Origin of the sequence: Stenotrophomonas sp., assembly GCF_032056425.1 — a bacterium.
Taxonomy (GTDB): domain Bacteria; phylum Pseudomonadota; class Gammaproteobacteria; order Xanthomonadales; family Xanthomonadaceae; genus Stenotrophomonas.
This window is the reverse complement of the sequence record NZ_DAMBCN010000004.1, coordinates 184,501-209,503: the sequence shown is the minus strand read 5'-3', so window position 1 is coordinate 209,503 and position 25,003 is coordinate 184,501. Positions and strand designations below refer to the sequence as shown.

Sequence of the window (25,003 nt, the reverse complement as noted above, 5' to 3'; positions counted from 1 at the left end):
TCACATGAAGCGTCGTTGCTGCCGGGCCGCGCACAGCGCAGCGGCCCGGGTGGATACGGCTAGTACGCGCCCGGATCGGCGCTGAAGCTGACAGGCACGGTGATCGTGGCCTGCCCCCCATTGATCAGGTTGACCCCCAGGCTGACGCTGGTGCCGCCGGCCGCACCGCCACTGGCGGCACTGCATGCGCTGCCGGCCGAGGCACTGCAGGTCCACGGCGCGCTCAGCGTGGCGCCTGCCGGCAGCGTGTCGCTGACCTGCGCGGCGGTCACCGCATCGGGGCCGGCATTGCTGACGGTGAGCACGTAACTCGCGCTGCCGCCCGGTGTGTAGGTCGCACTGCCATCACTCTTGCTGATCGAAAGATCGGCCTGGCGCGTGCGGTTGGTGATGCGGCAGACCACGGTGAGTGGCTGCGCGGCCAATGCGGGCGCAGTGAAGTTGAAGCTCTGGCCAGTGCCGCTGCTGAGCGTGATGCCGGCCTGGTCCTTGCACTCCCAACTGCTGGCGTAGCGCGCCAGAACCGTTGCGGTGCCGGCGGTTTCAGCCAGGGTGTAGACCGTGCCGGGCGTGGTGACCACGGCGCTGGTGGCGCCGTTGTTGCCGACGTTGGCCACGCTGGCCAGCACCGTCGCGCCCTGTGCCACGCTCAGGTTGAACACGCCGGTGTCGGTGGTCGGCGCCAGCGTCTTCACCAGCTGCACGGTGGCCGCGCAGCTCTGCGAAATGCTTTCCACGGTGAACACCGCCTGGCCGATGCGGATGCCCAGCAGGGCCAGCAGGTTGTCGACCACCCCGCCCAGCACCGTCGTCAGCACCGGTCCCACCAGTGCATTCACCACGGTGCGCAGCGGTGGCAGCAGGGTGGATACCAGCGCGTTGACGATGGTGTTCACCGGCAGCGGCAGCGTGATCAGCGCATTGACCAGGCGCACCACCGGCGTGCCACTGGTGATGGTCACGTCCAGCGAATTGATCAACGAGGTGACCATGGTGCTGGCGCTGACCGTGCCCGCGGTAAGCGTGCGTGTCTGTGGAAATGCACCGGGTACCACCACCGACTGCAGGCCGGGCGTGGCGGTGGCGACGGCGCGCACCGACACGGTCAGCGGCACATCCACGTCGGCCACTTTCACGCTGGTGGACAACAGGCTGACCGCAACGGTGACGTTCAACGTGGTGGCGTTGATCGGGGTCACGCTGGCCGGCGTAAGCACGGCGCTGCGGTTGAAGAACACCGCGTCGCTGATCGTGCCCACGTACACGTTCACCAGGCCCGGCCGCGCCTGCAGGGTCACCGCGTTGCTGGCCAGGCTGACCGCGCTGATGGTGCCCTCGGCGCGCGCCACATCGGCATAGACCGACAGATGCACCAGCGATGCATTGATGCTGGTGCCCGACAGCGAGACCAGCCCGCCCACGTTCAGTCCGTTCACCGCCGAGATCAGCGGCGCCACGCTCAGGCCCTGCACGATGTCGAAGTCCAGCTTGATGCGGATCGCGGCGCTGTGGAAGCTGGTGCCGACCGGGCCGCAGTTGAACACCGGCGGTTCCACCACCTGCGCCCACACGCGCACATTGGCCAGCCCGCCCAGCCCCAGCGGCCCCAGCTGCGCGGTGGTCAGGGTGATCGGCGTGGGCGTGGTGACCACGTTGCGGAAGTTGTACAGCTGCACGCCACCGGTGATCAGGTCCAGCACGTCCAGGTTCACCGTGGCCAGCGAGCCCGGCGGCAGGCTGACCTGCAGCAGATCGGCCAGGCGGATGTTGCCGGTCAGGCCACCGATGGACGGGCTGAGCAGGCCCAGCGCGCTGGCGGCTGCGGTCTTGCCGTCGGCCTGCAGCACCGACACCATCGCCGCCTGCAGCTGGGCCAGGGTGATGTTGGCGTTGAGCACCTGGCTGGGATCGCTGACCACCACCCCGCCGTTGAGCTGGGTGAGCAGCGCATTGAGATTGATGTCGGCGCCGGCCAGGTTGTTCCAGTCCAACGCGGTCAGCTGGACGCTGGTGCCGGGCAGCAGCGTGCTGAACAACAGATTCAACACGGGGCTCTGGGTGGAATCCACCGACACCAGGCGCGGCCCGGCGGAAACACAGGCGCCATTGGCGGTACAGGCATCCTGGGCGCGAGCCGTCGGCACGGCCATTATTAATGTGCACAGGATCACACTAAATAGCAGGACATTTACTTTGGTGAGTAACGCTGACACCCGCTTCACGACTGAAGCCTTATCCATCGCCCATCCCCTGCGCCGCGGCTGCACGCGCCCAACACCGCCCGGACATTGCCGGTGATGAGGCATGTGACGCACACTGGCTTCGATGTTTCTGATGTTTTCCGGCGCTGCGTGGCCGGTTTGGCGATTAATTACGTTTGCGCACGTGGGGGTCAAACAAGACGGCGTGAAGACCGTAGTAAGCAGCACTGTCGCCAGGGAGGAGACGATGGGAAACCCAGGTGCGGCAAGGGCGGACAGTCATTCTGTACAAGCACGTAAAAGAATCGCTGCCCGGTAAGTATCGATAACCACCCATCAACTAGGGACAGGGAAAGGGGGAATACCGATGTTGTCGATGGCTGATCGAATCCGCGGTGCGCGCACGGCGGCCGGCCTTTCACAGACACAGTTGGCGCAGCAAACCGGGGTAAAGCGCAGTGCGGTCGCGCAATGGGAGCGGCGCGGCGGCACCCATCCCAGCGTGTCGCATCTGGCCCGGATCGCGGTGGTGACCCAGGTCCGCTTTGAATGGCTGGCGACCGGCCGCGGCTGCGGCAGAGCCGATGATGAAGAACTGAGCGCGGCGCCGCCCAGCGCCGATTACGCGCGCAATGACCTGGAGGGCAACATCCTGTCACTGGTGCGGCGCCTGCCGCCGCGCAAGCGCCAGGTGGCGCACGACATCATCGAAATGCTGGGGGTATGACGCTGCGGCGGGCCCGCCCGGGGTTACAGGCGGGCGCGCGGCGGCAGTGACCAGTCGATCGGCGCCTGGCCGTGGCGTTGCAGGTATTCGTTGGCCATGGAGAAATGGCGGCAGCCCAGGAAGCCGCGGTGCGCCGACAACGGCGACGGATGCGGCGCCTTCAGCACGCGGTGGCGGCCGGTGTCGATCACCTTGCCTTTCTTCTGCGCATACGCGCCCCACAGCATGAACACCAGGCCGTCGCGCTCACGGTTCAGCACGTCCACCACGTGGTCGGTGAAGCCTTCCCAGCCACGGCCCTGGTGGGCGCCCGCGCTGCCCTCTTCCACTGTCAGCACGGCGTTCAACAGCAGCACGCCGCGTTGCGCCCATGGCATCAGGCAACCGTGATCGGGCCGGGCAATGCCCAGGTCGCCTTCGATCTCTTTGTAGATGTTCAGCAGCGAGGGCGGCACCGGCACGCCGGGCTGCACCGAGAAGCTCAGGCCATGGGCCTGACCCTGGCCGTGGTAGGGGTCCTGCCCCAGCACCACCACCTTCACCTGCTCGAACGGGGTGGCGTCGAACGCGGCGAAGATCTGCGGCCCCGGTGGGAACACCGCTGCGCCACTGGCCTTGCGCTGGCGCAGGAACGCGGACAGCTCGCGCATCTGCGGCTGCAGCAGATAATCGCCCACGCGCGCTTTCCAGCTCGGCTCCAGCTGGATCGCCGGGGTTTCCACGACATCATCGATCATTTCAATACGGGTCCATCGTTCAAGCGGGCCAGGCGCAACTGGAACAGCACCTTGGTCACCAGCAGGCGTTCTTCGATCGGCTTGAGCACCAGATCGTTGGCACCGGCCTGCAGCAGGCCGGTCTGGTTATGCGGGTTGCCGTCGCCGGTCATCACCAGCACCGGCAGGCGGCGCTTGCCGTAGCCGAAATCCACGCGCACGCGCTGCACCACGTCGCGGCCGCTCAGCTCCCCCTTCAAGGTCACGTCGGTCAGCACCAGGTCGATGCGGTGGCGGCTGCGGCCCAGCGATTCGGCGGTAAGCAGGGTGAAGGCTTCTTCGGCACTCACCACGTGCAGCACGTTCAACTGCTGGCGCTCGAGCATCCGCTTGGTCGCTTCGGCCACCACCCGGCTGTCCTCGACATACAGGATGGTTGCGCCGGGGATGGTCTGTGGCTGCACGTAGCCGCGGATGAACGTCGCCAGGGCTTCATGGCCCAGCGCCTTGTCGAAATAGTCGGTGACGAACTCGGTGAAACGGCGCTGCTCCAGGTGCTGCTGCGCGTCACCGGACACCACGATCACCGGCACATAGGCCTGGCCGGCGGCCTCGCGCACCTTGCGGGCCAGGTCCAGGCCGTCGCCATCACGCAGGGTGAGCGAGGTAGTAACCAGATCGACCGGCCCCTGCGCCAACGCCTGCTGTGCTTCTTCGATGCTGTCGCAACCGATCACGTCCACGCCGGGCAGGTCGCGCTGCAGCACGTCGGCAATCAGCTTGCGCACCAGCTTGGAACCGTCGACCACCATCACCCGCGTCGCGGGCCCTTCAAGATGCTTCAGCGCTTGCGGTTGCATGCCAGTCTCAGGTGTCGGTAGGTCGGGTCTGGCGCAGGAAATGACCGGTCACCAGCCACGCCCCCAGCCAGCCCAGCAGCAGCGTGCCCAGCAGCACCAGGCTGCCGTGCAACAGGTCCAGCCCGTGCAGTACGAACGGGCTGCCGTAGCTGCGCGAAAGTTCGGCCAGCGGCGCACGCAAGGCTGCACCGGCCACGCCGATCAGCGCGAGCGCGACGGCACCGGCGCCCAGGCCGTACCACGCGCCCAGGTACAGGAACGGACGACGGATGAAGCCATCGCTGGCGCCCAGCAGCTGCAGCACGCCGATTTCCTCACGACGGGCCTGGATATCCAGGCGCACGGTATTACCCACCACCAGCGCGGCGCCCGCGCCCAGCAGCGCCGACAGCACTTGTACCAGGCGCGCGCCGAATGCCAGCCAGGCATCCAGGCGCTTGCGCCACAGCGCATCGTGCTGCACCAGGTCGGCACCGGGCAGACTTTCCAGCGCGCGCGCCAGTCGCGCATCGTCCTGCCCCTGCGCCGGGGTCACCACCAGCAGCGAGGGCAGCGGGTTGTCGTTGAGGGCGTCGATCGCCTCGCCCAGACCCGCCTGGCGCAGTTCCTCCAGCCCCTGTTCCGGCGTGCGCACGGCCACATTGGCCACGTCCTGGCGGTCCCGCAGTTCGCCGGCCAGGCGCAGCGCGCCGGGGCCATCCACGTCGGCCTTCAGGAACACGTTGATGTCGCGCGACTGCTGCACGCTGCCGGCAAACTGCTTGAGGTTGTCCAGGGCAATGGACAGGCCCAGCGGCAGGGCCAGCGCCAGCGCCATGACCATCACCGTCAGCAGGGTGGCCCAGGGCTTGCGGCAGGCGCGGCCCAGGCTGAACACCGCACTGTGCGCGTGGTGGTGGAACCACACGCCCAGGCGCGACGGTGCGGCGGCTTCGCTGTTTTCGTTCTTGCCCATGCGTTACTCCGCCAGGTCCTGCGGCGAGATGTCGTCCGCCAACCGGCCGTGGTCGAGGATCAGCACGCGTTTGCGCATGCGGCGCAGCAGCGGCAGGTCGTGGCTGACCACCAGCACGCTGGTGCCACGCGAGGGCAGCTCGGCGAACAGGGCCATGATCTCCGCCGCCAGGGTCGGGTCGAGGTTGCCGGTGGGTTCGTCTGCCACCAGCAGCTTGGGTTCGCCGACGATGGCGCGGGCGATGCCCACGCGCTGCTGCTCACCGGCCGACAGCTGCGAGGGCAGCGCCTTCTCGCGGTGGCCCAGGCCCATGCGTTCCAGCACCGAGCGCACGCGCTTGGCGATGTCGGCCCGTCGGGTGCCGCGCAGGATCAGGGGCAGGGCCACGTTTTCGGCGATGGAGCGGTCCATCAGCAGGCGGTGGTCCTGGTAGACCGCACCGACCGCGCGCCGGTGGCGCGGGATGTCGCCGCCGCGCACCTTCAGCAGATTGCGCTCGTCGAACACCACGGCGCCGCGGCTGGGCCGCTCGTCCAGGTGGATCAACTTGAGCAGGGTGCTTTTGCCCGCCCCGGAATGGCCGGTGACGAACAGCATTTCGCCGGGGGCCACTTCGAAGCTGACATCGATCAGCGCCTCGTGGCCACCGGCGTACTGTTTGCTGACATTGTCAAAGCGCAGGACACTCATGCCCCGATTATGCAGGACCGACGCGACGGATCGGTAGCGCCGGGCCATGCCCGGCAGAATTTCGTTCAACCGCTGCGCTCGCCGGGCATGGCCCGGCGCTACCCGCTGATCGGCGGCGCCGATCAGCTGCCCGACAGCATGCGGCGGATCTTGCGGCCGATGCGGGTCAGGAACGAATCGCCGGTATCGGCGGCGGTACGCACCGGCTTGGCCACCACCTGCACCGGGGCGACCGGACCGGCGACGGTGTTCTGCGCGCCCTCGGCACCCTCGACCGGACGGCCGTGGCGACGACGACGACGCTTGCGCGTCTTGTGCTCGCCATCGACGGCACCTTCCACTGCGCCTTCGGCACGCGGCGGACGCGGCGGGCGCGGGGCCTGGGCAGCGGCGCCTTCGGCACCGGCGACCGGCGCAGCCGCACCCTGCTCGCCTTCCACGCGCGGCTTGCGCGGGCCACGCGAACGGCGCTCGCCGCTGCGCTCACCGTCGCGACCACCACGGCCACCACCGCCGCTGCCGGAACGGCCGCCGCTACGGCCACCGCCACGACGCTCTTCCTCGGCGGCGCGGGCTTCGCGCGCTTCACGGAAGATCTGGCCGACGCTCTCGTTGTCCTCGCCTTCTTCGCCAGCGGCCGGGGCCGGGCGTTCCGGGCGCGGCAGCGGGGTCATCAGTTCCTTGGTGACCGGCTCGGACGGAATCTTCTGCTCGATGTAGGCCTCGATGTCCGGCAGGCCCATCGCGTAGCGCTCGCAGGCGAAGCTGATCGCATCACCCTCTTCGCCCAGGCGCGCGGTACGGCCGATGCGGTGCACGTAGTCTTCGGCATCGAACGGCAGGTCGTAGTTGTAGACGTACTTGATGCCGTCGATATGCAGGCCGCGGGCCGCCACGTCGGTGGCCACCAGGATTTCCAGCTGGCCCTTCTGGAAGCGGTTGAGCAGGCTCTCACGCTTCTTCTGCGGCACGTCGCCGGACAGCACGCCGACGCGGTAGCCGGCCTTTTCCAGCGAACGCGCCACGCGCTCGACGAACACCTTGGTGTTGACGAAGACCATGGTGCGCGCGCCTTCGCTGCGCGACAGCAGGCCCAGCAGCAGCGGGATCTTCTCGTCGTCGGCCGGGAAGTAGATACGCTGGCGCACGCGCGCAGCGGTGATGGTCTCGGCTTCGACCACCAGCTTCTGCGGCTCGTTCATGTGCTCATAGGCCAGCTCCAGCACGCGGTGGCTGAGGGTGGCGCTGAACAGCAGGGTCTGCCGGGTGGTGCGCTCGGGCATGCGGCGCAGCAGGAAGCGGATGTCCTTGATGAAGCCCAGATCGAACATGCGGTCGGCTTCGTCCAGCACGCAGATCTCGCAGGCGTGCAGCGAGACCACCTTGTGCTGCTTCACGTAGTCGATCAGGCGGCCCGGGGTGGCGATGATGACGTCCACGCCCTGCTGCAGCAGCTCGCGCTGCTTGTCGTAATCAACGCCGCCGTAGACCAGGGCAAAACGCAGACCCAGGTCGGAACCGAACTTCACCGCATCCTTGTGGATCTGGATGGCCAGTTCGCGGGTCGGGGCCAGGATCAGCGCACGCGGGTCTTCGGGCTTGCGGTCGGCCAGTGCCGGACGCGTCAGCAGGCGGTTAACGACAGCGACCAGGAAGGCCAGCGTCTTGCCGGTGCCGGTCTGGGCCTGGCCGGCCACATCGCCACCGGGCAGCGCGACCGGCAGGGTCAGCGCCTGGATGGGCGTGCAGCGGGTGAATCCGGCTCCTTCAAGGCCCGCCTGCAGGGCCGGGTGCAGCTCGAAGGAGGAGAAGGTCAAATCGGTCAGCGGTTTGTCGCTCATGAGTCCGTCTTGGTATGGCCGCCGGCCCATGGGGCGGCTGGCACTTCATCGTCTGGGGGCACCGTCGCAAACTGCGGCCCCTGCGGCGGGTTGGCAGGCTGGGACCACCCGGTCCGCACGCCGCACAATGCGTCAGTTTACCGCACTCGGAGCGGCAAACTGCCGCGCCCGTCTCATCAAGCACCGAGACGGCTTCGGAGATCCCCTCTTCACCCAGCCACACCGCACTTGAACGCCCGTACCTGGAGGGGTGGGCGGACAGGGCAGCATCCCCATATCAGGCCAGGACAGTGAAATCCGACACATACCGTCGTCGGACACGGTCACGATACGCTGGGTTCCAGCCAGCCTCTGTCCCCGCGCTGCGATAGGGGTACACTGCCGGCCGTGAGCGTCCAGGCATCCCGCCGAACGCACCGTGGCGGACCGCCACGAGGCAACGACGAGGGTCGCGCCACCGGGCATGGCCCAGTTCACCCACCTCCGGCCTGGCCGGGTGCAATCCAAGACGAGAAACCAAGATGAGCGACAAGGTTGTACACGTCGGCGATGCCGACTTCGATAGCGCAGTACTGAATTCCAAGGAACCGGTGCTGGTCGATTTCTGGGCCGAGTGGTGTGGCCCGTGCAAGATGATCGCCCCGGCGCTGGACGAACTGGCCGACGCCTACCAGGGCCGCGCCAAGATCGCCAAGGTCAACGTGGACAACAACCGTGCGCTGGCCGCCAAGTACCACGTGCGCTCCATCCCCTATCTGGTTGTCTTCAAGGACGGCGAGAAGGTGGGCGAGCAGATCGGTGCCGTCGGCAAGGCCCAGCTGGCTGGCCTGCTGGACAAGGCGCTGGCCTGATCCTGTTGTTTTACGGCAGCCGCTGACCGCGGCTGCCGCTGGGCGCCCCGCGCCCGCATGAATGCCATTCCCGGTGACCCTTGCAAGGCGCCGCGGGCCGATGATAGTGTCGGCATATCCGGCCGCGTTCGCGTGCCGCACCCTCTGGACGCAGTTTCTTCCAGACCCATTCCCAACGTTCGCCGCCCCAGCCGGGCGCTCGCACCTTCAAGCGAGGAATAACGCTCTTGTCCGATCACACTTCCGAAACCGGCAGCGCCGATGCGCCCGCCGAAAAGCGCGTGCGCAAGCCCCGCGTGAGCAAGGCCGCCGCTCCGGCAGCCGCCGAAACCAGCGCTGCCCCCGCGCAGCCGACCCTGCCGCTGGCAGCCGCGCCCGAAGCGCCGGCACCGGCCGCAGCCGCCCCCGCGCCGAGCGCGCCCGCCGCTGAAGCCCCCGCCTCCGGCGGCGGTGACGCCGGCGAAGGCCGCGAATCCGGCCAGCCGCGCCAGCAGAACCACCAGGGGGGTCAGGGTGGCGGCCAGAACCAGGGCCAGAACAACAACCCGTACAACCAGAACGGCCAGCAGGGCCAGGGCAACCGCCGCGACCGCTTCCGCAACCGTCGCGACCGTGACCGCAACCGCGGTGGCCGCGATGACGGCATGCCGCAGGACGGCGGCGAGCAGCAGCCCTTCGTGCCGCGCCCGCACGCCAACGTGCCGGAAGGTTTCCCGGTCTATTCGCTGAGCGACCTCAAGCGCATGCCGGCACAGAAGCTGCTGGAAATCGCCGAGCAGCTGCAGATCTCCGAAGGCGTTGCCCGCGCCCGCAAGCAGGATGTGATCTTCGCCCTGCTGAAGGTGCTGACCCGCCACGGTGACGGCGTCGCCGCCGACGGCGTGCTGGAAATCCTGCCCGACGGCTTCGGCTTCCTGCGCGCGGCCGAGGCCAGCTACCTGGCCGGCCCGGACGACACCTACATCTCGCCCAGCCAGATCCGCCGCTTCAACCTGCGCACCGGCGACCACATTTCCGGCCGCATCCGCTTCCCGAAGGACGGCGAGCGCTACTTCGCACTGAACATCGTCGACACCATCAACGGTGAGCCGATCGAAGCGTCGAAGAACAAGGTGCTGTTCGAGAACCTGACCCCGCTGTTCCCGCGTCGCCGCTTCACTCTGGAGCGCGGCAACGGCTCGTCGGAAGACATCACCGGCCGCATCCTCGACCTGATGGCGCCGCAGGGCAAGGGCCAGCGTTCGCTCATCGTTTCCCAGCCGAAGGCCGGTAAGACGATGATGATGCAGCAGGTGGCCACGGCCATCACCACCAATCATCCGGACGTGCACCTGATCGTGCTGCTGATCGACGAGCGCCCGGAAGAAGTGACCGAAATGCAGCGCACTGTGCGCGGCGAAGTCATCAGCTCGACCTTCGACGAACCGGCTGCGCGCCACGTGCAGGTGGCCGAAATGGTGATCGAGCGCGCCAAGCGCCTGGTCGAGCACAAGAAGGACGTGGTGATCCTGCTCGACTCGATCACCCGCCTGGCCCGCGCCTACAACAACGTGGTGCCGAGCTCGGGCAAGGTGCTGACCGGTGGTGTGGACGCCAACGCCCTGCACCGCCCGAAGCGCTTCTTCGGTGCCGCACGCAACGTGGAAGAAGGCGGCAGCCTGACCATCATCGCCACCGCGCTGGTCGACACCGGCTCGAAGATGGACGAGGTGATCTACGAAGAGTTCAAGGGCACCGGCAACAGCGAAGTGCACCTGAGCCGTCGCATCGCTGAAAAGCGTGTGTTCCCGGCCATCGACATCAACCGTTCGGGCACCCGCCGCGAAGACCTGCTGATCGAACCGGAACTGCTGCAGAAGATCTGGATCCTGCGCAAGCTGCTGCATCCGATGGATGAAATGGCCGCGATGGAATTCCTGCTGGACAAGATGAAGAACACCAAGTCCAACGACGAGTTCTTTGGTTCCATGAAGCGATAAGAAAGAAGCCCCGCAGTGCGGGGCTTCTTTTTGCCTTCGGGATGGCTCATCCACGCATGGCGTGGATCTACTGCGTTCGCCGGGCCATGCCCGGCGGAATGCATCTACGCGCAGACCTGCCGCGGATCGAGTTCCAGGTCACGACAGACGCGATCATGCACCAGGTGCGCTGCTCGATGCCTGAGGCCAACGGCGCCCAGCCAGCCGGGAACAGGTGGTGTCAGCGTTTCCCATACGTCAACCTGCAATCGTCCCCTCAGTGTGATCGGCAGCAGCCGGGCCTCATCCTTCGCACCCGCGAAGTACGCTGCAAACGCAAATGTCTCCATGCAGATTCCGTGATAGCTGTCGCCCTGCCGGGAGGCGATGTCCTGCACACGACTCTGCAGGGTCTCCAGAACCGCATCAGCCCACTTCAATATCGCGCGGCGCAGCCAGGCAGCCGTCTCCGCGTCGCCGAGCTGACGGGCGATCCCACGCATTGTGTGGTTGTCATCTTCCCCGGCAACGGTCAGCGCGTCATCCAGTACCGCCTGTGCAGCCACGATGTGCGAGCAGCTGCCAGCGGGCGCTCGCTCCACGATCCATTCGGCGAACCGGACGTGTTCGTCACATTCCCCACCCCATCGCGGCAGCGTGCCACGCGCGTACTGATAAATGGTCGGGGCGTGGAATCCGCTGGTCGCCAGCACCTGCTCGAGCCATTCGACCCGCTTTCCATCCCCTGCACCAATCACCACGTTGCAGTGGATGAGCCCGGCCAGCGCCATCGCGTCTGCCGGGTCCCGCTCGACGATGCAGACGAACTTCTCATAGGCCTTCGTCATGATCTTCGGATACCGGCGCCGACGCAGGAAAGGAATGTCGTTGGCGTAGGTCTCCCCGCGTACCGCCCAGGCATCGACCACATCGCCATACGCAGCGATCAGCGGCGGATGGGGAGACGTCGGGATGGCGCCTGACCATGCCTGCAGCCTTCGACGCGCGTCGCGGTTCGATGCCAGCCGCCACACGAGGCGTTCGTAGGTTTCAGCCGGCAGCGTTGCCAGCCAAGCATCAAGCGAGGCGAAGTCCCCTTTCTTCAGCCCAGCCAACGCCCGCGAGACATGCGGCTCGATGAAGTGCGGCCGGTGCGTCGCACAGGGAATCACCCGAAGGGTCTGGAGAAAGCGTCGCATGATGGATGACCTTGGCCAAAGTCATCCATCGTCTTCCCCCGCAGGCCCCTTGGCCATCGGACAAGTTGTATAACGTGCCGGGGAAACGCCGGGCATGGCCCGGCGCTACCGTGCTGCTTACGGGCAGGCCACCGCGCCCTCGGCGTTGGCCGTGTTGGCGGTCAGCTTGGCCTGGGTAAACGCAGCCGCGAACGGCTTGTCCGCGGTCACCACGAACGGCGCTTCCACCGCGCCCAGGGCAACGCCCTGCTTGGCGAAACACGCCAGCGGCACGGTCACCGTCTGCTTCTGCCCGGGCGACAGCTTGGCCAGCAACGGGGCGATGTCCACCCCACCCTCGCAGCCACTGCCGCACTGCATGGTCACCTTCACCGGCGAGGCCGGGCGCTTCACCAGCTGCACGTCGAACTGCAGCGCGCCATTGCTGCGCGCCAGGGCGCCCAGGTTGCGGCGCGAGGTGCTGCGTGCGATCAGCTGCGCCGGGGCCAGCCAGGTCACTTCCTTGGCATCCTGCTGGGTGTTCACCTGCACGGTGCGCACCTGCACCACCGGCGTGGCGGTCGGCCAGCGCAGGGTGGCATTCAGATCATTGCCCAGCGGCTGGGTCGCGCCCGCGGCCGCCACGTGCAGTGCGAACGGCGGCGTATCGGCGCGGTTGAAGATCGGCAGCACGGTCACTTCGCCGCAGCTGTCCGGGTCGGCCTCGTCGAGCCTGGCGACCTTGCCTCCCTTGGCGTAGCTGAGGCCATAGCCGAGCGCGAACAGCGACGGCTTCTTCGCATCCGGCTGGTCGATCGGTGCCGGGCACGGCACGCCCGGCCACGGGAAGCTGAGGCGGCCGCGGAAGTCGTACACGGGCTTGCCACCCTTGCCGGCCACCAGCACGTCGGTCACGCCCTTGCCTTCGGTACCCGGCAGCCAGGCAGCCACGAACGCGCTGGACAGGTTGAGCAGGTCATTGGTGTACATCGGGCGGCCGGACATGTAGACCGTGACCACCGGCTTGCCGGTCGCAGCGGCGGTCTTCAAAGCGGCCAAGTCCTGCGGGTAGGCACGACTGTGGCTCACGGTGTCCGAGGCGAGGATGTCACCGTTGGTTTCCGCATATGGCGTCTCGCCGATCACCGCCAGCACCACGTCGAACGCCTTCGGGTCGACGCCCTGGCCATCGGCACTGAAGCTGACCTTGTCCGCGCCGAGTTCGGCGCGCAGCGCGCCCAGCACCGAATCGGCGTTGGGGAAATCGGCGTTCCTGTTCTCGGTGCCCTGCCAGGTCAGCGACCAGCCGCCGGACTGATCACCGATGTTGTCGGCGCCCTTGCCGACAACCAGCACGCGCGCATCGCGACGCAACGGCAGGGCCTTGCCTTCGTTCTTCAGCAGTACCAGTGATTCACGCACCGCACGGCGCGCCAGTTCACGGTGCTGCACGGCGGTGGCATCACCGGCATAGCGGCTGTCGGACGGCTTGTGGTTGAACAGGCCCGCGCGCAGCTTCACCCGCAGGATGCGCGTCACCGCGTCATCGATGCGCGTCATCGGGATCTCGCCCTTCTTCACCTGCTCGGTGGTGTTGTCGATGAAGGCCTTCCAGTCGTCGGGCACCATCACCATGTCGATGCCGGCGTTGATCGCCTGCGCGCAGCTGTCGTTGCGGCAGCCGGGCACCTGGGCGATGCCGTTCCAGTCGGAGACGACGAAGCCGTCGAAACCCATCTTGTCCTTCAGCGCGTCGGTCAGCAGCGCCTTGCTGCCGTGCATCTTGCCGTAGTCGACGCCGGCGGCACGATCGTTCCAGCTGTTGAACGAGGCCATCACCGTCTGCGCGCCTTCGGCGAGTGCGCCGTAGTAGCCCTGCGCATGCACGTTGATCATCGTCGCCTTGTCGACCAGCGCCTCGCCCTGGTCGCGGCCGCTGTCGGTGGCGCCATCGCCGAGGTAGTGCTTGGCGGTGGTGACCACGTTGCCGTCATCCTTGAACGCGCCCTGCGCGCCCTTGACGTAGGCATGGGCGAAACTGCGGATCACCGCCGGGTCGGACGAATAGCTTTCGTAGGTGCGGCCCCAGCGCGGATCGTGGGCGACGGCCAGGGTGGGCGCGAACACCCAGCCGATGCCGGTAGCGCGCACCGAACGCGCGGTGGCTTCGCCGATGCGTTCGATCAGTTCCGGATCACCGGCCGCGCCCAGGCCGATGTTGTGCGGGAACAGGGTGGCGCCCAGCACGTTGTTGTGGCCATGTACCGCATCGGTGCCCCAGATCACCGGCACCGGCGTTTTCGCATCGGTGGCCAGCGAGGCGGCGTGATAGGCGTCCGCCAGCTTCAGCCAGTCCTGCACGCTGGCGTGCTTGTCCATGCCCGGCCACGAGCCGCCGCCGTTGAGCACCGAACCGATGTAGTAGCGGCGCACCTGCTCGGGCGTAATCGTCTTGATTTCGGCCTGGGTCATCTGCCCGATCTTCTGCGCCAGCGTCATCTGCGAAAGAATCTGCTGCACGCGGCTTTCGATCTGCGCATCGGTGGTGATCGCGCTGTGCACGCGCGGCCAGTCCTGCAGGCGTTCACCGCTGGCCGGTGCGGCACCGACGGGCGCGGCAAGGGCGGCCAGCAGGCAGCTGGCAAGAAGGGTCTGGGTGGGGCGATTCACTGGGCTCTACCTCCGTGGATGAAGTTCCTGGCGCGCGTGTATGCGACCGCACGCCGGCGTGGGCGCTTGCGCACCGCTCCTGACAGCGCTGTCATATAAGGCGACTCCGCTGATGTCAATCGTTGTTCGCGGGCAACGTGCCGACCGTCCTGCAACCACGGGGCCTGGCGCACCATCGACACGCCAGCGCAACGCGTGGGTGCTGCATCGCGACACGAAATCGGGACGTGCCAGCGCCCCTCATGTCGTGGCAACATCCGCCTGCTTCGGCAACACCGACCGGGCCAGCACGCACTACCATCGCCGCGTGCCCGCCGCCTTCCAGGAGGAACCATCGCACCATGCGCAGTCGAATCGAGGATGTCGCCGCTGTTGCAGGGGTTTCGATCAAGACCGTGTCGCGCGTGCTCAACCATGAGCCGAACGTGCGCGAGCAGACCCGCGAACGGGTGCTGGCGGCGGTGGCGCGGCTGGGCTACAAGCCCAACCTGTCGGCGCGTAGTCTGGCCGGGCAGCGATCGTATGCGCTGGCGTTGGTCTACAACAATCCGTCGCGCAATTACCTGATGGAAATCCAGAGCGGGATGCTGGAAGCCTGCCATGCGCAGCACTACAACCTGATCCTGGGCCCGGTCGGGACCGGCCGCCGCACCCTGCCCGACCTGGCCGCGCTGTTCGAGAACTCGCGCCCGGATGGCGTGGTGCTGATTCCACCGCTGACCGACGACGAGGTGGTGCTGTCGTACCTGGAAGAACAGGACATCCCCTTCGCCTGCATCGCGCCACGTTACCCGGAAGGCCGCATCGGCGTGCGCATGGATGAAACCACCGCCGTGGTCGAACTGATCGGCCACCTCGTCGCGCAGGGCCATCGCCGCATCGGCCATATCAAGGGCCCGCGCGCGCACGGTGCCTGCCAGTGGCGCCACGCCGGTTACCGCCAGGCACTGCGCGAGGCGGGCATCGCCTACGACCCGGAACTGGTGGTCAGCGGCCAGTTCTCGTTCGAGTCCGGCGTGCACGCCGCCAACACCCTGCTTGACCTGGATGACCCGCCGACGGCGATCTTCGCCGCCAACGACGACATGGCCGCGGCGGTGTACCGCGTGGCGGGCGAGCGTGGCCTGCGCGTGCCGCGCGACCTGTCGGTGTGCGGCTTCGACGACACGCCGATCGCCGGCCACATCTATCCGGCGCTGACCACGGTGCGCCAGCCGACCGCGCACATGGGCCGGCTGGCGACCGAGCAGCTGATCGAGCACATCCGCGCCGAGTCGGCCGGACGCATGATCACCGTCGAGCACGCGGTGCTGGATCGCGAATCGACCGCCGCACCGCGCCGGCGCTGATGCCCCCTGCCGCAGCGGACCTACGCGTCCGTTGCCGGTTCCTGCGCATGCACGTGCGCGTGAGCCACGGCAGCTTCGTCGTACACGATGACAGGCCAGCACGCCGGCACTGAGTTGCATGCCTTGTCCGTCCATCGTTGTTGTCATGTCCAGAACTTGTCCTTCCGGTCATAGATTCAAGCCATCCAGAGGACACGCCCGACATCCTCTCGACATTCCAGTTGTCCAGCGCTGTCAGTCACGCCGATGCACTCGCCTCCGCCACGTCGCACCGGCATCTGCGCAGTTTTGTTCTGCACCGCACAACACCAATGCAGCGATCGGTTGGCAGCGCTGTCATGGCTTAAAAACCGCTGCAAATGCTGTAACCAAAGGCAATTCATCAGCATGAGCGCGTTCATGGCAACGGTTACATCGCGGCCTGCGCGCACGTTGCCGAGGCGCACTTGATGGCAGTTTGTTGACAACGCTGTCAACCGTCGCTCCAATCCGGCCACGTGCAGTAACCCGCCATCGAGAAGACGCCGCAACGACACCACCGAATTCCCTGGGGAGGGAGCTTCCATGAAGACGTACAAGGCAGTACCTCGCAAGACGATGCTCACTTCCGCGCTGCTCGCAGCGCTCGCCGCACCGGCCTGGGCGCAGGATGCACCTGCCGGCGAAGCTCCCGACCCGGCCACGCTCGATACGGTGCAGGTCACCGGTATCCGCGGCAGCCTGCAGTCTTCCATGAACCTCAAGCGCGACAGCCAGGGTGTGGTCGATGGCATCGTCGCCGAGGACATCGGCAAGTTCCCCGATACCAACCTGGCCGAGTCTCTGCAGCGCATCAGCGGCGTGTCGATCGACCGCACGTCCAGCGGCGAAGGCTCGAAGGTGACCGTGCGCGGTATCGGCCCCGACTACAACCTGGTGCTGTTGAACGGCCGGCAGATGCCTGCGTCCAATCTCGGCAACGGTGGCGGTGGTTTGAGCGGCTCGCGCTCGTTCGACTTCGCCAACATCGCCTCCGAATCGATCTCGGCGGTGGAGGTTTACAAGACCACCCGCGCCGACAACCCGACCGGCGGCATCGGCGCCACCATCAACATCAAGACGATGCGCCCACTGGAGGCGGCACCGGTCATCAGCCTGGGCATGAAGGCGGTGCACGACACCTCCAACGACAATGTGCCACGCACGATGCAGGGCTCCAACATCACCGGTGAGCTGTCGGGCATCTTCAGCCAGACCTATGCCGATGGCCGCTTCGGCATCGCCCTCAGTGGCAGCCATCAGGAACGTGACTCGGGGTTCAACCAGGCCACTGTGGCCGAAGGCTGGGCCACCCTGCGCGGCGATGACGCCTCCGACTGGCGGGCCTTGCCGCAGCCGGGCCAGGGCTACTCGGACCGCATCAGCAACCGGCCCGGTCCGAACGATATCTACGGCCGGCCGCAGAACACCGCCTACAACGTCAACGCGGTGCAGCGCCAGCGCACCAACGGGCAGGCCACGTTGCAATGGAAGCCGGTAGACAACGTCACCACCACGCTGGATTACACCTACGTGGAAAACAAGGTCCAGCAGCAGCGCAGCGAGCTTTCCGTGTGGTTCAACTACGGCCCGGGCGACAGCACCTGGACCAACGGCCCCGTGGCTGCGCCGATCGTCTACAGCGAAGACGTGGTCAACGGCGATGTTGCCATGGGTGGCATGAAGCTGGCCACGAAGAACAGCATGGAAGCGGTAGGTTTCAACGTGGACTGGGAAGTCAACGACGCGCTGGACCTGTCATTCGACTACCACCGCGCCAGCGCTGAATCCCAGCCGGATGGCCCCTACGGCTCCGCCGGTGTGCTGGGCGTAGCCGCCTACGTGCGCGGCAAAACCACCGTGGATTACAGCGGCGAGCTGCCCATCATCAACATCGCCCTTCCGCCCGGTGGCGTGCAGGCATCGGACGCCCTGGTGACCGGCTCGGTGTTCCAGAACAGCTACAACAAGTCGGAGGTTGAGCAGTTCCAGGCCAAGGGCGTGTTCCGTTTTGCTGACTACTCGGCACTGGATTTCGGCGTGGGCCACACCCAGGTCGACAACCGCTCGGCGGCTGCCATCGAACAGCGCGACAGCTGGGGCGGCGTGGGCACACCGGCAGACTACGACGACAGCATCTGGTACGCCGATGACATGGGCAAGTACTTCAAGGCGTTCTCCGGCCACAACGATCCCCGCCTGACCGGCCAGTTCCTGGTGTTCGACTTCGACCGCCTGCGCGACCGCGCCGCGCAGGTCGCCAACGGAGCGGAGCCCGCCTGCCCCACCTGCTATCTGGCCCCTACCGAGTACTCCGAGGATATCCGCACGAAGGAGACTTCCAAGAGCGCCTATCTGCAGTACCGCACCACGTTCGACTGGAACATGCCGCTGCACGTCGCTGCCGGCGTGCGCTACGAGCAGACTGAAGTTGAATCGCTGGCGCTGGTCAGGGTGCCGACCTCGATCAGCTGGAACTCGCTCAACGAATTCAACATCACCTATGCCGACGAAGGCGCATTCGTTGGCGGCAAAGGCAAGTACGACTATGTGCTGCCCAACGTCGACCTGAAGCTCGACTTCAGCGAGTCGCTGGCCCTGCGCGGCAGCTACAGCCGGAGCCTCGGTCGCCCTGGCTGGACACAGATCGAAAGTGGCCAGCGCCTGGACAACATCGTACGCACCCAGGGCGGCACCGGCTCGCGCGGCAATCCGGCACTGGAGCCGTTGCTGTCGGACAATTTCGACCTGTCGCTGGAGTGGTACTACGGCGAGGCCAGCTACGCTTCGGTGGGCTTCTTCCGCAAGAACATCAAGAACTTCATCAGCAACACCATCGCGCGCGAGAACGCCGGCAGCCTGCATACGCCGGTCGGTGGCGCCTACTGGAATGAAGCGCTGGCATCAGGCTGCGTGACCACCGACACGGTATGCATCCGCAACTACATCTTCACCAACCACGCTGGCGATCCGGGCGTGACCTCCACGGGCGTCAACTCGGCCGGCCAGCAGACGGGCAGCATCGTCGGCCAGCCGGGCGACCCGATTGCCGGGTTTGACATCACTCTGCCGGCCAACCAGCGCTCGGACCACCTTGATGGCTGGGAAGTGGCGGTGCAGCACCTGTTCGGCCAGTCCGGCTTCGGCGTGGCGGCCAACTACACCAAGGTGAAGTCGGGGCTGACCTTCGACAATCTCAGCCTGGGTGATCAGTACCCGATGATCGGCTTGAGCGACTCGGCCAACGTGGTGGCCTTCTACGACAAGAACGCCTGGCAGATCCGTGCGGCCTACAACTGGCGCGACAAGTTCCTCAACGGCATCGGTGGCCAGGGCCCGAACCCGAACTACACCGCCGCCTATGGTCAACTGGATCTGAACATCAGCTACGCGGTGAGCGAGCAGCTGACCCTGAGCCTGGAAGCGATCAACCTGACCGACGAAACCATGCGCACCTACGCGCGCCACACCAACATGCTGCGCTACGCCACCCAGACCGGCCCGCGCTACATGTTCGGCGTGCGTTACAAGTTCTGACCTGCTGCGGTACCGTGGGGCCGGGCATGGGCCCGGCTCCACAGTACCCCGGATACCCGCGCATGTTGCCTCCGCCCCGCCCCATCGAAGAGATCCACCGCCTGGACCCGGCACAGCTGCACGTGCAGCTGCGCACCTGGACGACGCCGAAGGTGATCCGTGGGCTGGTGGCGCACTGGCCCCTGGTGGCCGCAGCGCGCCGCTCCGCGGCCGAAGCGGTGGCCCACCTGGCCGGCTTCGACCATGGGCAGATGCCGGTAACGGCGACCACCGCCGCGCCCGAGACCCGCGGCCGGTTGTTCTACAACGAAGACATGAGCGGCTTCAATTTCCGCCGCGAACAGATTCCGCTGAAGGTGGTGCTGGCCACGTTGCTGAAGTACGCCAGTGATCCCGCGCCGCCGTCCATCTATGTGGCGTCGACCACGCTGGACAGCTTCCTGCCCGGTTTCAGCCAGGCCAATCCGCTGCACCTCGGCGTGGCCGACCCGCTGGCCAGCATCTGGATCGGCAACCGCTCGCGCATCGCCGCCCACCAGGACGTGCCGGACAACCTGGCCTGCGTGGCGGCCGGCCGCCGCCGCGTCACCCTGTTCGCACCGGAGCAGATCGACAACCTGTACGTGGGGCCGCTGGATTTCACCCCGGCCGGGCAGGCGATCAGCCTGGTCGATTTCCATGCACCGGACCTGCAGCGCTTCCCGCGCTTCGCCCAGGCGTGGGCGCAGGCCCAGGTGGCCGAGCTGGCGCCCGGCGATGCGGTGTTCATTCCGTCGCTGTGGTGGCACCACATGGAAGGGCTGGAAGCGTTCAACGTACTGGTGAACAGCTGGTGGCGACCGGTGCCGGCGTGGATGGATTCACCGATGAACGCGCTGATGCTGGCCATCCTTGCACTGCGCGACCTGCCGCCGGAACAACGCGCACACTGGCGCACGATGCTCGACCACTATGTGTTCGAGGCAGGCGAGCATACGGCCGCGCATGTGCCACAGGACGCGCGTGGCGTGCTCGCTCCGCTGGAGGCAGCCGGCGCCGAACGCGTGCGCGATACGCTGCGGCGCCGCCTGCAACGATGACACCGGGGCACCGGAGTTAACCCCGCCACGCGCGAATGTGCCCATAATGGCGGTTCCCCCACCGTCTGCGCCGGCTGCGATTGTTCGCGCCGCGCTCCGCTGCCGCATGCCACCGATCTCCAACCGCCTGAACCTGGGCAAGCTGATTCTTGCGCTGGCCCTGCTGAGTACGCTCATTGCCCTGGCCAACACCCTGCTGGCCAGCTACCGCGTGCAGCGTGATCAGCTGGTGGGCAACACCCTGGAAGCCAACCGCGTCTACACCAGCAAGCTGGCCGAGACGACCCAGACCTTCCTGTTGTCGGCACAGCAACAGCTGGCCTACGCCGCCACGCGTCTGGGGGAAACGGGCCTGGAACCGGAGCAGGCGCAGCGCGAGGCCAGCCGCCTGCAGCTGCAATCCAGCAGCTTCAACTCCTCACTGGTGGTGAATGTGGATGGCAAGGTCATCGCCACCTCACCGCAGACCCTGCAGCTGCAGGGCGAAGTGCTGAAGAGCGTGGGCAGCCAGATGGCCCTTGCACGGCGACAGCCACTGATCAGCGATCCCTACCAGTCGGCCACCGGCAAGCTGTTGATCTCGCTGTCGCACCCGGTCTTCGATCGCCAGGGCACCTACCTGGGCTATGTCAGTGGCACCCTGTACCTGCGCCAGCGCAGCGCCCTGCACACCCTGCTGGGCAAGCATTACTACCGCGACGGCTCCTACCTGTACGTGGTGGACCACAACGGCCGCATCATCTACCACAACGATCCGAAGGAAGTAGGCACCTACGCGCTGGACAATCCAGCGGTGAAGGCGGTGATGCGCGGTCATTCCGGCAGCCAGCAGCTGGTCAACAACCATGGCGTGGCCCAGCTGTCCGGCTATGCGCCGGTACCGGCCACCGGTTGGGGGGTCATTGCCCAGCGTCCCACCGAAGCAACCCTGCAACCGCTGTCCCGCCTGATGACCTCGGTCATCTGGAACGCCATTCCGCTGGGCGTGTTGTCGCTGCTGATCACCTGGTGGTTCGCGCGGCGCATCTCGATGCCCTTGTGGCAGCTGGCGCGCAACGTGCAGGAAGGCGAGGACACCGGCAACGCGATCGACCACGTGACCGGCATCCGCGCCTGGTACTTCGAAGTGGCGCAGTTGAAGCAGGCGGTGCTGTACAGCTTCAACGCCCTGCAGGACCGCATTGGTTCGCTGAACCGTGCCAGCCGCACCGATCCGCTGACCGGACTGCTGAACCGCCGCGGCCTGCAGCATGCGCTGGAAGTGCTGCAGGCGCAGGGCGCGCCGTTTGCGATCGTGGCGCTGGACATCGACCGCTTCAAGTCGATCAACGACACCCACGGCCACGATGTCGGCGATGCGGCCATCGTGCACATCGCCGAACAGATGCGCCGCCATTCACGCGAAACCGATGTGCTGTGCCGTGCCGGCGGCGAGGAATTCCTGCTGTTGCTGCCCGGCATCGGCACTGACGCGGCCAGCCACGCCGCCGAACGCCTGCGCCGGCACATCGCCGAGGAACCGTTCGCCCCGGTCGGCACCATCACCGTCTCGCTGGGCGTGGCCCATTTCCCCAGCTTCCACGCCGATGTGGAGCAGGCGCTGCGGCTGGCCGACAAGGCCCTGTACCTGGCCAAGGAACAGGGGCGCAACCGGGTGGTGGTGTACCCGCACGCAGACTGAGCGTGCGGGCGCGCCCGCCGCCGCCTCAGCCCAGCGGGGTCAACAGGCGCGGGCCTTCGTCGCGGCCAACCATGTAGACGCCGCCTTCTGGCAGCAGGTCGGTGCCGGTGGCTTTCTCGTCTTCGCCGGTCTTCCACGGCGCCTTCTGGCGCGGACCGGGAATATAGGCTGACCAGCGCCCGTAGCGCGTTTCCCTGGGTTCGAACGAATAGCTGACCGGCACGCGCAGGGTCCAGAATTCGCGGTCCTTGTCCTCACCGGTGGTGGGCGGGTTGAAGATCCAGCCACGCGCCGCGCTGATGCTTGTTCTGGCGAACGCGTCGCGCAGCATCTGCATAGTGCGTTCAGGTGCGACCACGGTCAGGTTGGTCTGCTCGGCGATCACGTCGGCCACCTTGCCATCACGCCCCACCCGGAGCAGCAGCATCACCTGGCCCTGGCCACGAATCGCTACCGCATTGGCGGGAAACGCCGGCGGCCGCATCCGCACTGCGGTGACATCGTTGGTGCTCTGCGCAGGGGCATCCGGCGACTTGCCGAAATTCGCATCTGCCAGCCGCACCTGCATCGTGCCGTCGCTCAAGTTGGAGGCCAGCAGGCGCAGCTGGGCATAGGTGCGCGCAGCCACGGGCTGGCCATCGACCCGTACCGGCTCGAAGCGCCACGACTTCACGGCGCCCTCCACCATCGCCGCCACGTCAACGGCGACCTTGTCCCGATGATCCAGCTGGAAGCCTTCCACCTGGCCCTCACGTCCAATGTCGATGACGCCACTGAGCGTCATGCTGGCTTCGGCCTGCTTGCGCACTTCCCGCGCCGTCTGCGCCTGCGCGCTGTCGAAGGCCACTGCACCGGCACCCATTGCCAGGGCCACGGCCAGGAAAAGAGACGTACGCATCACAGCCACTCCTTGTGCATGAAGCCTACAGGCTACCCCATCACGGCCAGCGCATCCAAGGCTCAGGCCAGCCGGTGTGCCCCTGCGTACGGCGGGGTATCAGGGTAGTCGCCGGCGGCAAAGCGGGCCTGCAACCTTTGCCACCAGGCAGGATCGAACAGGTGCCGATAGTGCTCGCGCAGCGCTGCCAGTTCCCGTGCAGGCAACCCCATGAACGGACCGAAGCGCTCGGGAAACACGTCACGTGGCCCCACATGGAACCACGGCTCGTCGGCCATCGCCTCCTCCGCTGAGCGTGGCTGTGGCCAATGGCGGAACACGCACTCACTGACCAGGCACAGCTCGTCGTAGTCGTAGAACACCGCGCGACCATGGCGCGACACGCCGAAGTTCTTCGGCAGCATGTCGCCCGGGAAGATGTTGTTGCGGGCCATGTCAGTGATGGCCTGTGCGTAGTCCAGCACCGCCGCACGCACGGCCTCCCCACCCTGTTCGCGCAGGTAGAGATTCAACGGTCGGAAGCGCCGCTGCACGTAGCACAGCGCAATCTCGATCTCATCGCCATCCACGCGCACGCTCTGCGCGCATTGCTGCAGCAGCTCGTCCAGCAGCGCCGGGGCAAACCGTGCCCGCGGGAAACGCAGGTGCCGATAGGGCTGCGCGTCCAGCAGGCGACCCACGCGGTCCAGGTTGAACACCAGCGCGTACTTTTCTTCCACCTGTTGCCGCGACATCGCCTTGGGCCAGGCGAAGCGATCGCGGATCAACTTGAACACGAGCGGATAGCTGGGCAGGGTGAACACCGCCATGACCATGCCCGGCGTGCCCTCGGCATGCACCAGCTGTTCGTTGCCATGTTCGGTGAAGTGGCGGAAGAAGGTCCGATAGCGCTCGGTCTTGCCCTGTTTGGCGCGGCCCAGCACCGTGTACAGCTCATCGATGGGCTTGCCCGGCAGCAGACTGCGCAGGAACACCACCGCATCGCCCACGGTGGCCAGGTCTGCCTGGAAATAACTGCGCGACACACCAAACAGATGCGCTACATCGCGGCGGCGGGTCAGCACCGCATCGGCACGCAGACCGCCTGCGTCGTTCACCAGTGCGATCACGCAGGGCGAGAAACGATGTTCGCCAAACACGCGGCCGACGAGATAGGCGCGGCGCTCCCGGTAGAACACCGTGTCGAGCAGTTCGATGCTGCGCACCGGGGTATCGCCCCAATGGGCCAGGTCGTCCTGCAGGCGCACCGCAATGGCGGCCGCGCAGCGCAACTGGTGGGCATACGGCACGTCGAAGCGATAGTCGGCCAGCACCCGTTGCAGGGCTTCCACCGGGCGCGTGGCGGACACCGCGTAGGTGTGCCGGGCCACCGGGTGGGTGATCGCATCGGACGGCTCGACATCGAAGGCAATGAACTCCACGGCCGGGTCCACGCCACGGGTGGCGAACAGGCGCCGCGACAGCGTGTTGTAGAACGTCTTGTACAGCTCGGCGTCGATCAGGCCCTGCAGTCGTGCGCTGAAGTGTGCATGCACCTGCAGCCACAGCGCGCGCTCGCCGATGCTGTCGCCGGCCAGCCGCCGCAGTGAATCCATGCACGCGGCGATGCACAGATCGTACAGGGCGATGCGCTCCACTGCGTCCTGGCGCGCACCGGTCCAGTCGCGTTGCTCGAAGCGGCTGCGCGCACGCGCGGTGATGGCGGCGAAGCGTGCGTGGTAATCCTCGAAACCGGCGGCGATGGCCTGGGCGAGGCGCAGGGGCAGTTCCGGCGGAAGGTCGAGGGCGGCCATG

General features: G+C 66.7%; 18 protein-coding genes. 7 read left to right on the top strand and 11 right to left on the bottom strand.

Annotated elements, in window-relative coordinates; translation table 11 throughout:
- Window positions 1–59: 59 nt before the first annotated feature.
- A complete protein-coding gene (locus RTY46_RS05205) occupies window positions 60–2,144 on the bottom strand; it encodes a hypothetical protein (protein ID WP_312707009.1) in 2,085 nt (694 codons plus the stop codon).
- 433 nt (window positions 2,145–2,577) lie between these two features.
- Between RTY46_RS05205 and RTY46_RS05200 the strand changes: the two genes are divergently transcribed.
- Window positions 2,578–2,928, top strand: coding sequence for a helix-turn-helix transcriptional regulator (locus tag RTY46_RS05200; protein WP_312707007.1), 351 nt, complete (start codon window positions 2,578–2,580; stop codon window positions 2,926–2,928).
- 23 nt (window positions 2,929–2,951) lie between these two features.
- Here RTY46_RS05200 and ung read toward each other — a convergent pair whose 3' ends face one another.
- From ung to rhlB, 5 genes are all read right to left on the bottom strand, one after another.
- On the bottom strand, window positions 2,952–3,665 hold the full coding sequence (gene ung, locus RTY46_RS05195; RefSeq protein ID WP_312707006.1) for a uracil-DNA glycosylase: 714 nt from the start codon (window positions 3,663–3,665) through the stop codon (window positions 2,952–2,954).
- A complete protein-coding gene (locus RTY46_RS05190) occupies window positions 3,662–4,504 on the bottom strand; it encodes a response regulator (RefSeq protein WP_312707005.1) in 843 nt (280 codons plus the stop codon). The genes ung and RTY46_RS05190 overlap by 4 nt, the downstream gene beginning before the upstream one ends.
- Window positions 4,505–4,511: 7 nt before the next feature.
- Window positions 4,512–5,459: a permease-like cell division protein FtsX gene (gene ftsX, locus RTY46_RS05185; RefSeq protein WP_312707003.1), complete on the bottom strand. Its 948-nt coding sequence runs from the start codon at window positions 5,457–5,459 to the stop codon at window positions 4,512–4,514.
- Window positions 5,460–5,462: 3 nt separating this feature from the next.
- A complete protein-coding gene (ftsE, locus tag RTY46_RS05180; RefSeq protein ID WP_312707001.1) occupies window positions 5,463–6,149 on the bottom strand; it encodes a cell division ATP-binding protein FtsE in 687 nt (228 codons plus the stop codon).
- A gap of 122 nt (window positions 6,150–6,271) precedes the next feature.
- Entirely contained in the window at window positions 6,272–7,990 is a 1,719-nt protein-coding gene (rhlB, locus tag RTY46_RS05175; protein ID WP_312707000.1) for an ATP-dependent RNA helicase RhlB, read from the bottom strand.
- Window positions 7,991–8,511: 521 nt separating this feature from the next.
- Between rhlB and trxA the strand changes: the two genes are divergently transcribed.
- Both trxA and rho read left to right on the top strand, forming a co-directional pair.
- Window positions 8,512–8,841: a thioredoxin gene (gene trxA, locus RTY46_RS05170; RefSeq protein WP_025878607.1), complete on the top strand. Its 330-nt coding sequence runs from the start codon at window positions 8,512–8,514 to the stop codon at window positions 8,839–8,841.
- Between the two features lie 227 nt (window positions 8,842–9,068).
- Window positions 9,069–10,820 (top strand): transcription termination factor Rho, encoded by a 1,752-nt coding sequence (rho, locus tag RTY46_RS05165; protein WP_108754357.1) that lies wholly within the window; start codon window positions 9,069–9,071, stop codon window positions 10,818–10,820.
- Window positions 10,821–10,924: 104 nt separating this feature from the next.
- On the opposite strand, the gene RTY46_RS05160 is transcribed toward rho, so the two are convergent.
- Both RTY46_RS05160 and RTY46_RS05155 read right to left on the bottom strand, forming a co-directional pair.
- Window positions 10,925–11,998 (bottom strand): hypothetical protein, encoded by a 1,074-nt coding sequence (locus tag RTY46_RS05160; RefSeq protein ID WP_312706999.1) that lies wholly within the window; start codon window positions 11,996–11,998, stop codon window positions 10,925–10,927.
- A gap of 117 nt (window positions 11,999–12,115) precedes the next feature.
- Window positions 12,116–14,647 (bottom strand): glycoside hydrolase family 3 N-terminal domain-containing protein, encoded by a 2,532-nt coding sequence (locus RTY46_RS05155; protein ID WP_312706998.1) that lies wholly within the window; start codon window positions 14,645–14,647, stop codon window positions 12,116–12,118.
- Window positions 14,648–14,988: 341 nt separating this feature from the next.
- On the opposite strand from RTY46_RS05155, the gene RTY46_RS05150 reads away from it, so the two are divergent.
- Window positions 14,989–15,996 (top strand): LacI family DNA-binding transcriptional regulator, encoded by a 1,008-nt coding sequence (locus RTY46_RS05150; RefSeq protein ID WP_312706997.1) that lies wholly within the window; start codon window positions 14,989–14,991, stop codon window positions 15,994–15,996.
- A gap of 176 nt (window positions 15,997–16,172) precedes the next feature.
- On the opposite strand, the gene RTY46_RS05145 is transcribed toward RTY46_RS05150, so the two are convergent.
- Window positions 16,173–16,562 (bottom strand): hypothetical protein, encoded by a 390-nt coding sequence (locus RTY46_RS05145; RefSeq protein ID WP_312706996.1) that lies wholly within the window; start codon window positions 16,560–16,562, stop codon window positions 16,173–16,175.
- On the opposite strand from RTY46_RS05145, the gene RTY46_RS05140 reads away from it, so the two are divergent.
- From RTY46_RS05140 to RTY46_RS05130, 3 genes are all read left to right on the top strand, one after another.
- The gene (locus RTY46_RS05140; RefSeq protein WP_312706995.1) at window positions 16,561–19,551 is read left to right on the top strand and encodes a TonB-dependent receptor; all 2,991 of its coding nucleotides are present in this window, start codon (window positions 16,561–16,563) and stop codon (window positions 19,549–19,551) included. The genes RTY46_RS05145 and RTY46_RS05140 overlap by 2 nt on opposite strands.
- A 62-nt stretch (window positions 19,552–19,613) precedes the next feature.
- Window positions 19,614–20,630 (top strand): cupin-like domain-containing protein, encoded by a 1,017-nt coding sequence (locus tag RTY46_RS05135; protein ID WP_312706993.1) that lies wholly within the window; start codon window positions 19,614–19,616, stop codon window positions 20,628–20,630.
- A gap of 106 nt (window positions 20,631–20,736) precedes the next feature.
- Window positions 20,737–22,311, top strand: coding sequence for a sensor domain-containing diguanylate cyclase (locus RTY46_RS05130; RefSeq protein WP_312706992.1), 1,575 nt, complete (start codon window positions 20,737–20,739; stop codon window positions 22,309–22,311).
- 25 nt (window positions 22,312–22,336) lie between these two features.
- On the opposite strand, the gene RTY46_RS05125 is transcribed toward RTY46_RS05130, so the two are convergent.
- Together RTY46_RS05125 and aceK are read right to left on the bottom strand one after the other, a co-directional pair.
- Complete coding sequence (locus tag RTY46_RS05125; RefSeq protein ID WP_312706991.1) at window positions 22,337–23,209, bottom strand: energy transducer TonB; 873 nt, start codon at window positions 23,207–23,209, stop codon at window positions 22,337–22,339.
- Between the two features lie 62 nt (window positions 23,210–23,271).
- The gene (gene aceK, locus RTY46_RS05120; protein WP_312706989.1) at window positions 23,272–25,002 is read right to left on the bottom strand and encodes a bifunctional isocitrate dehydrogenase kinase/phosphatase; all 1,731 of its coding nucleotides are present in this window, start codon (window positions 25,000–25,002) and stop codon (window positions 23,272–23,274) included.
- Window position 25,003: the final 1 nt, after the last annotated feature.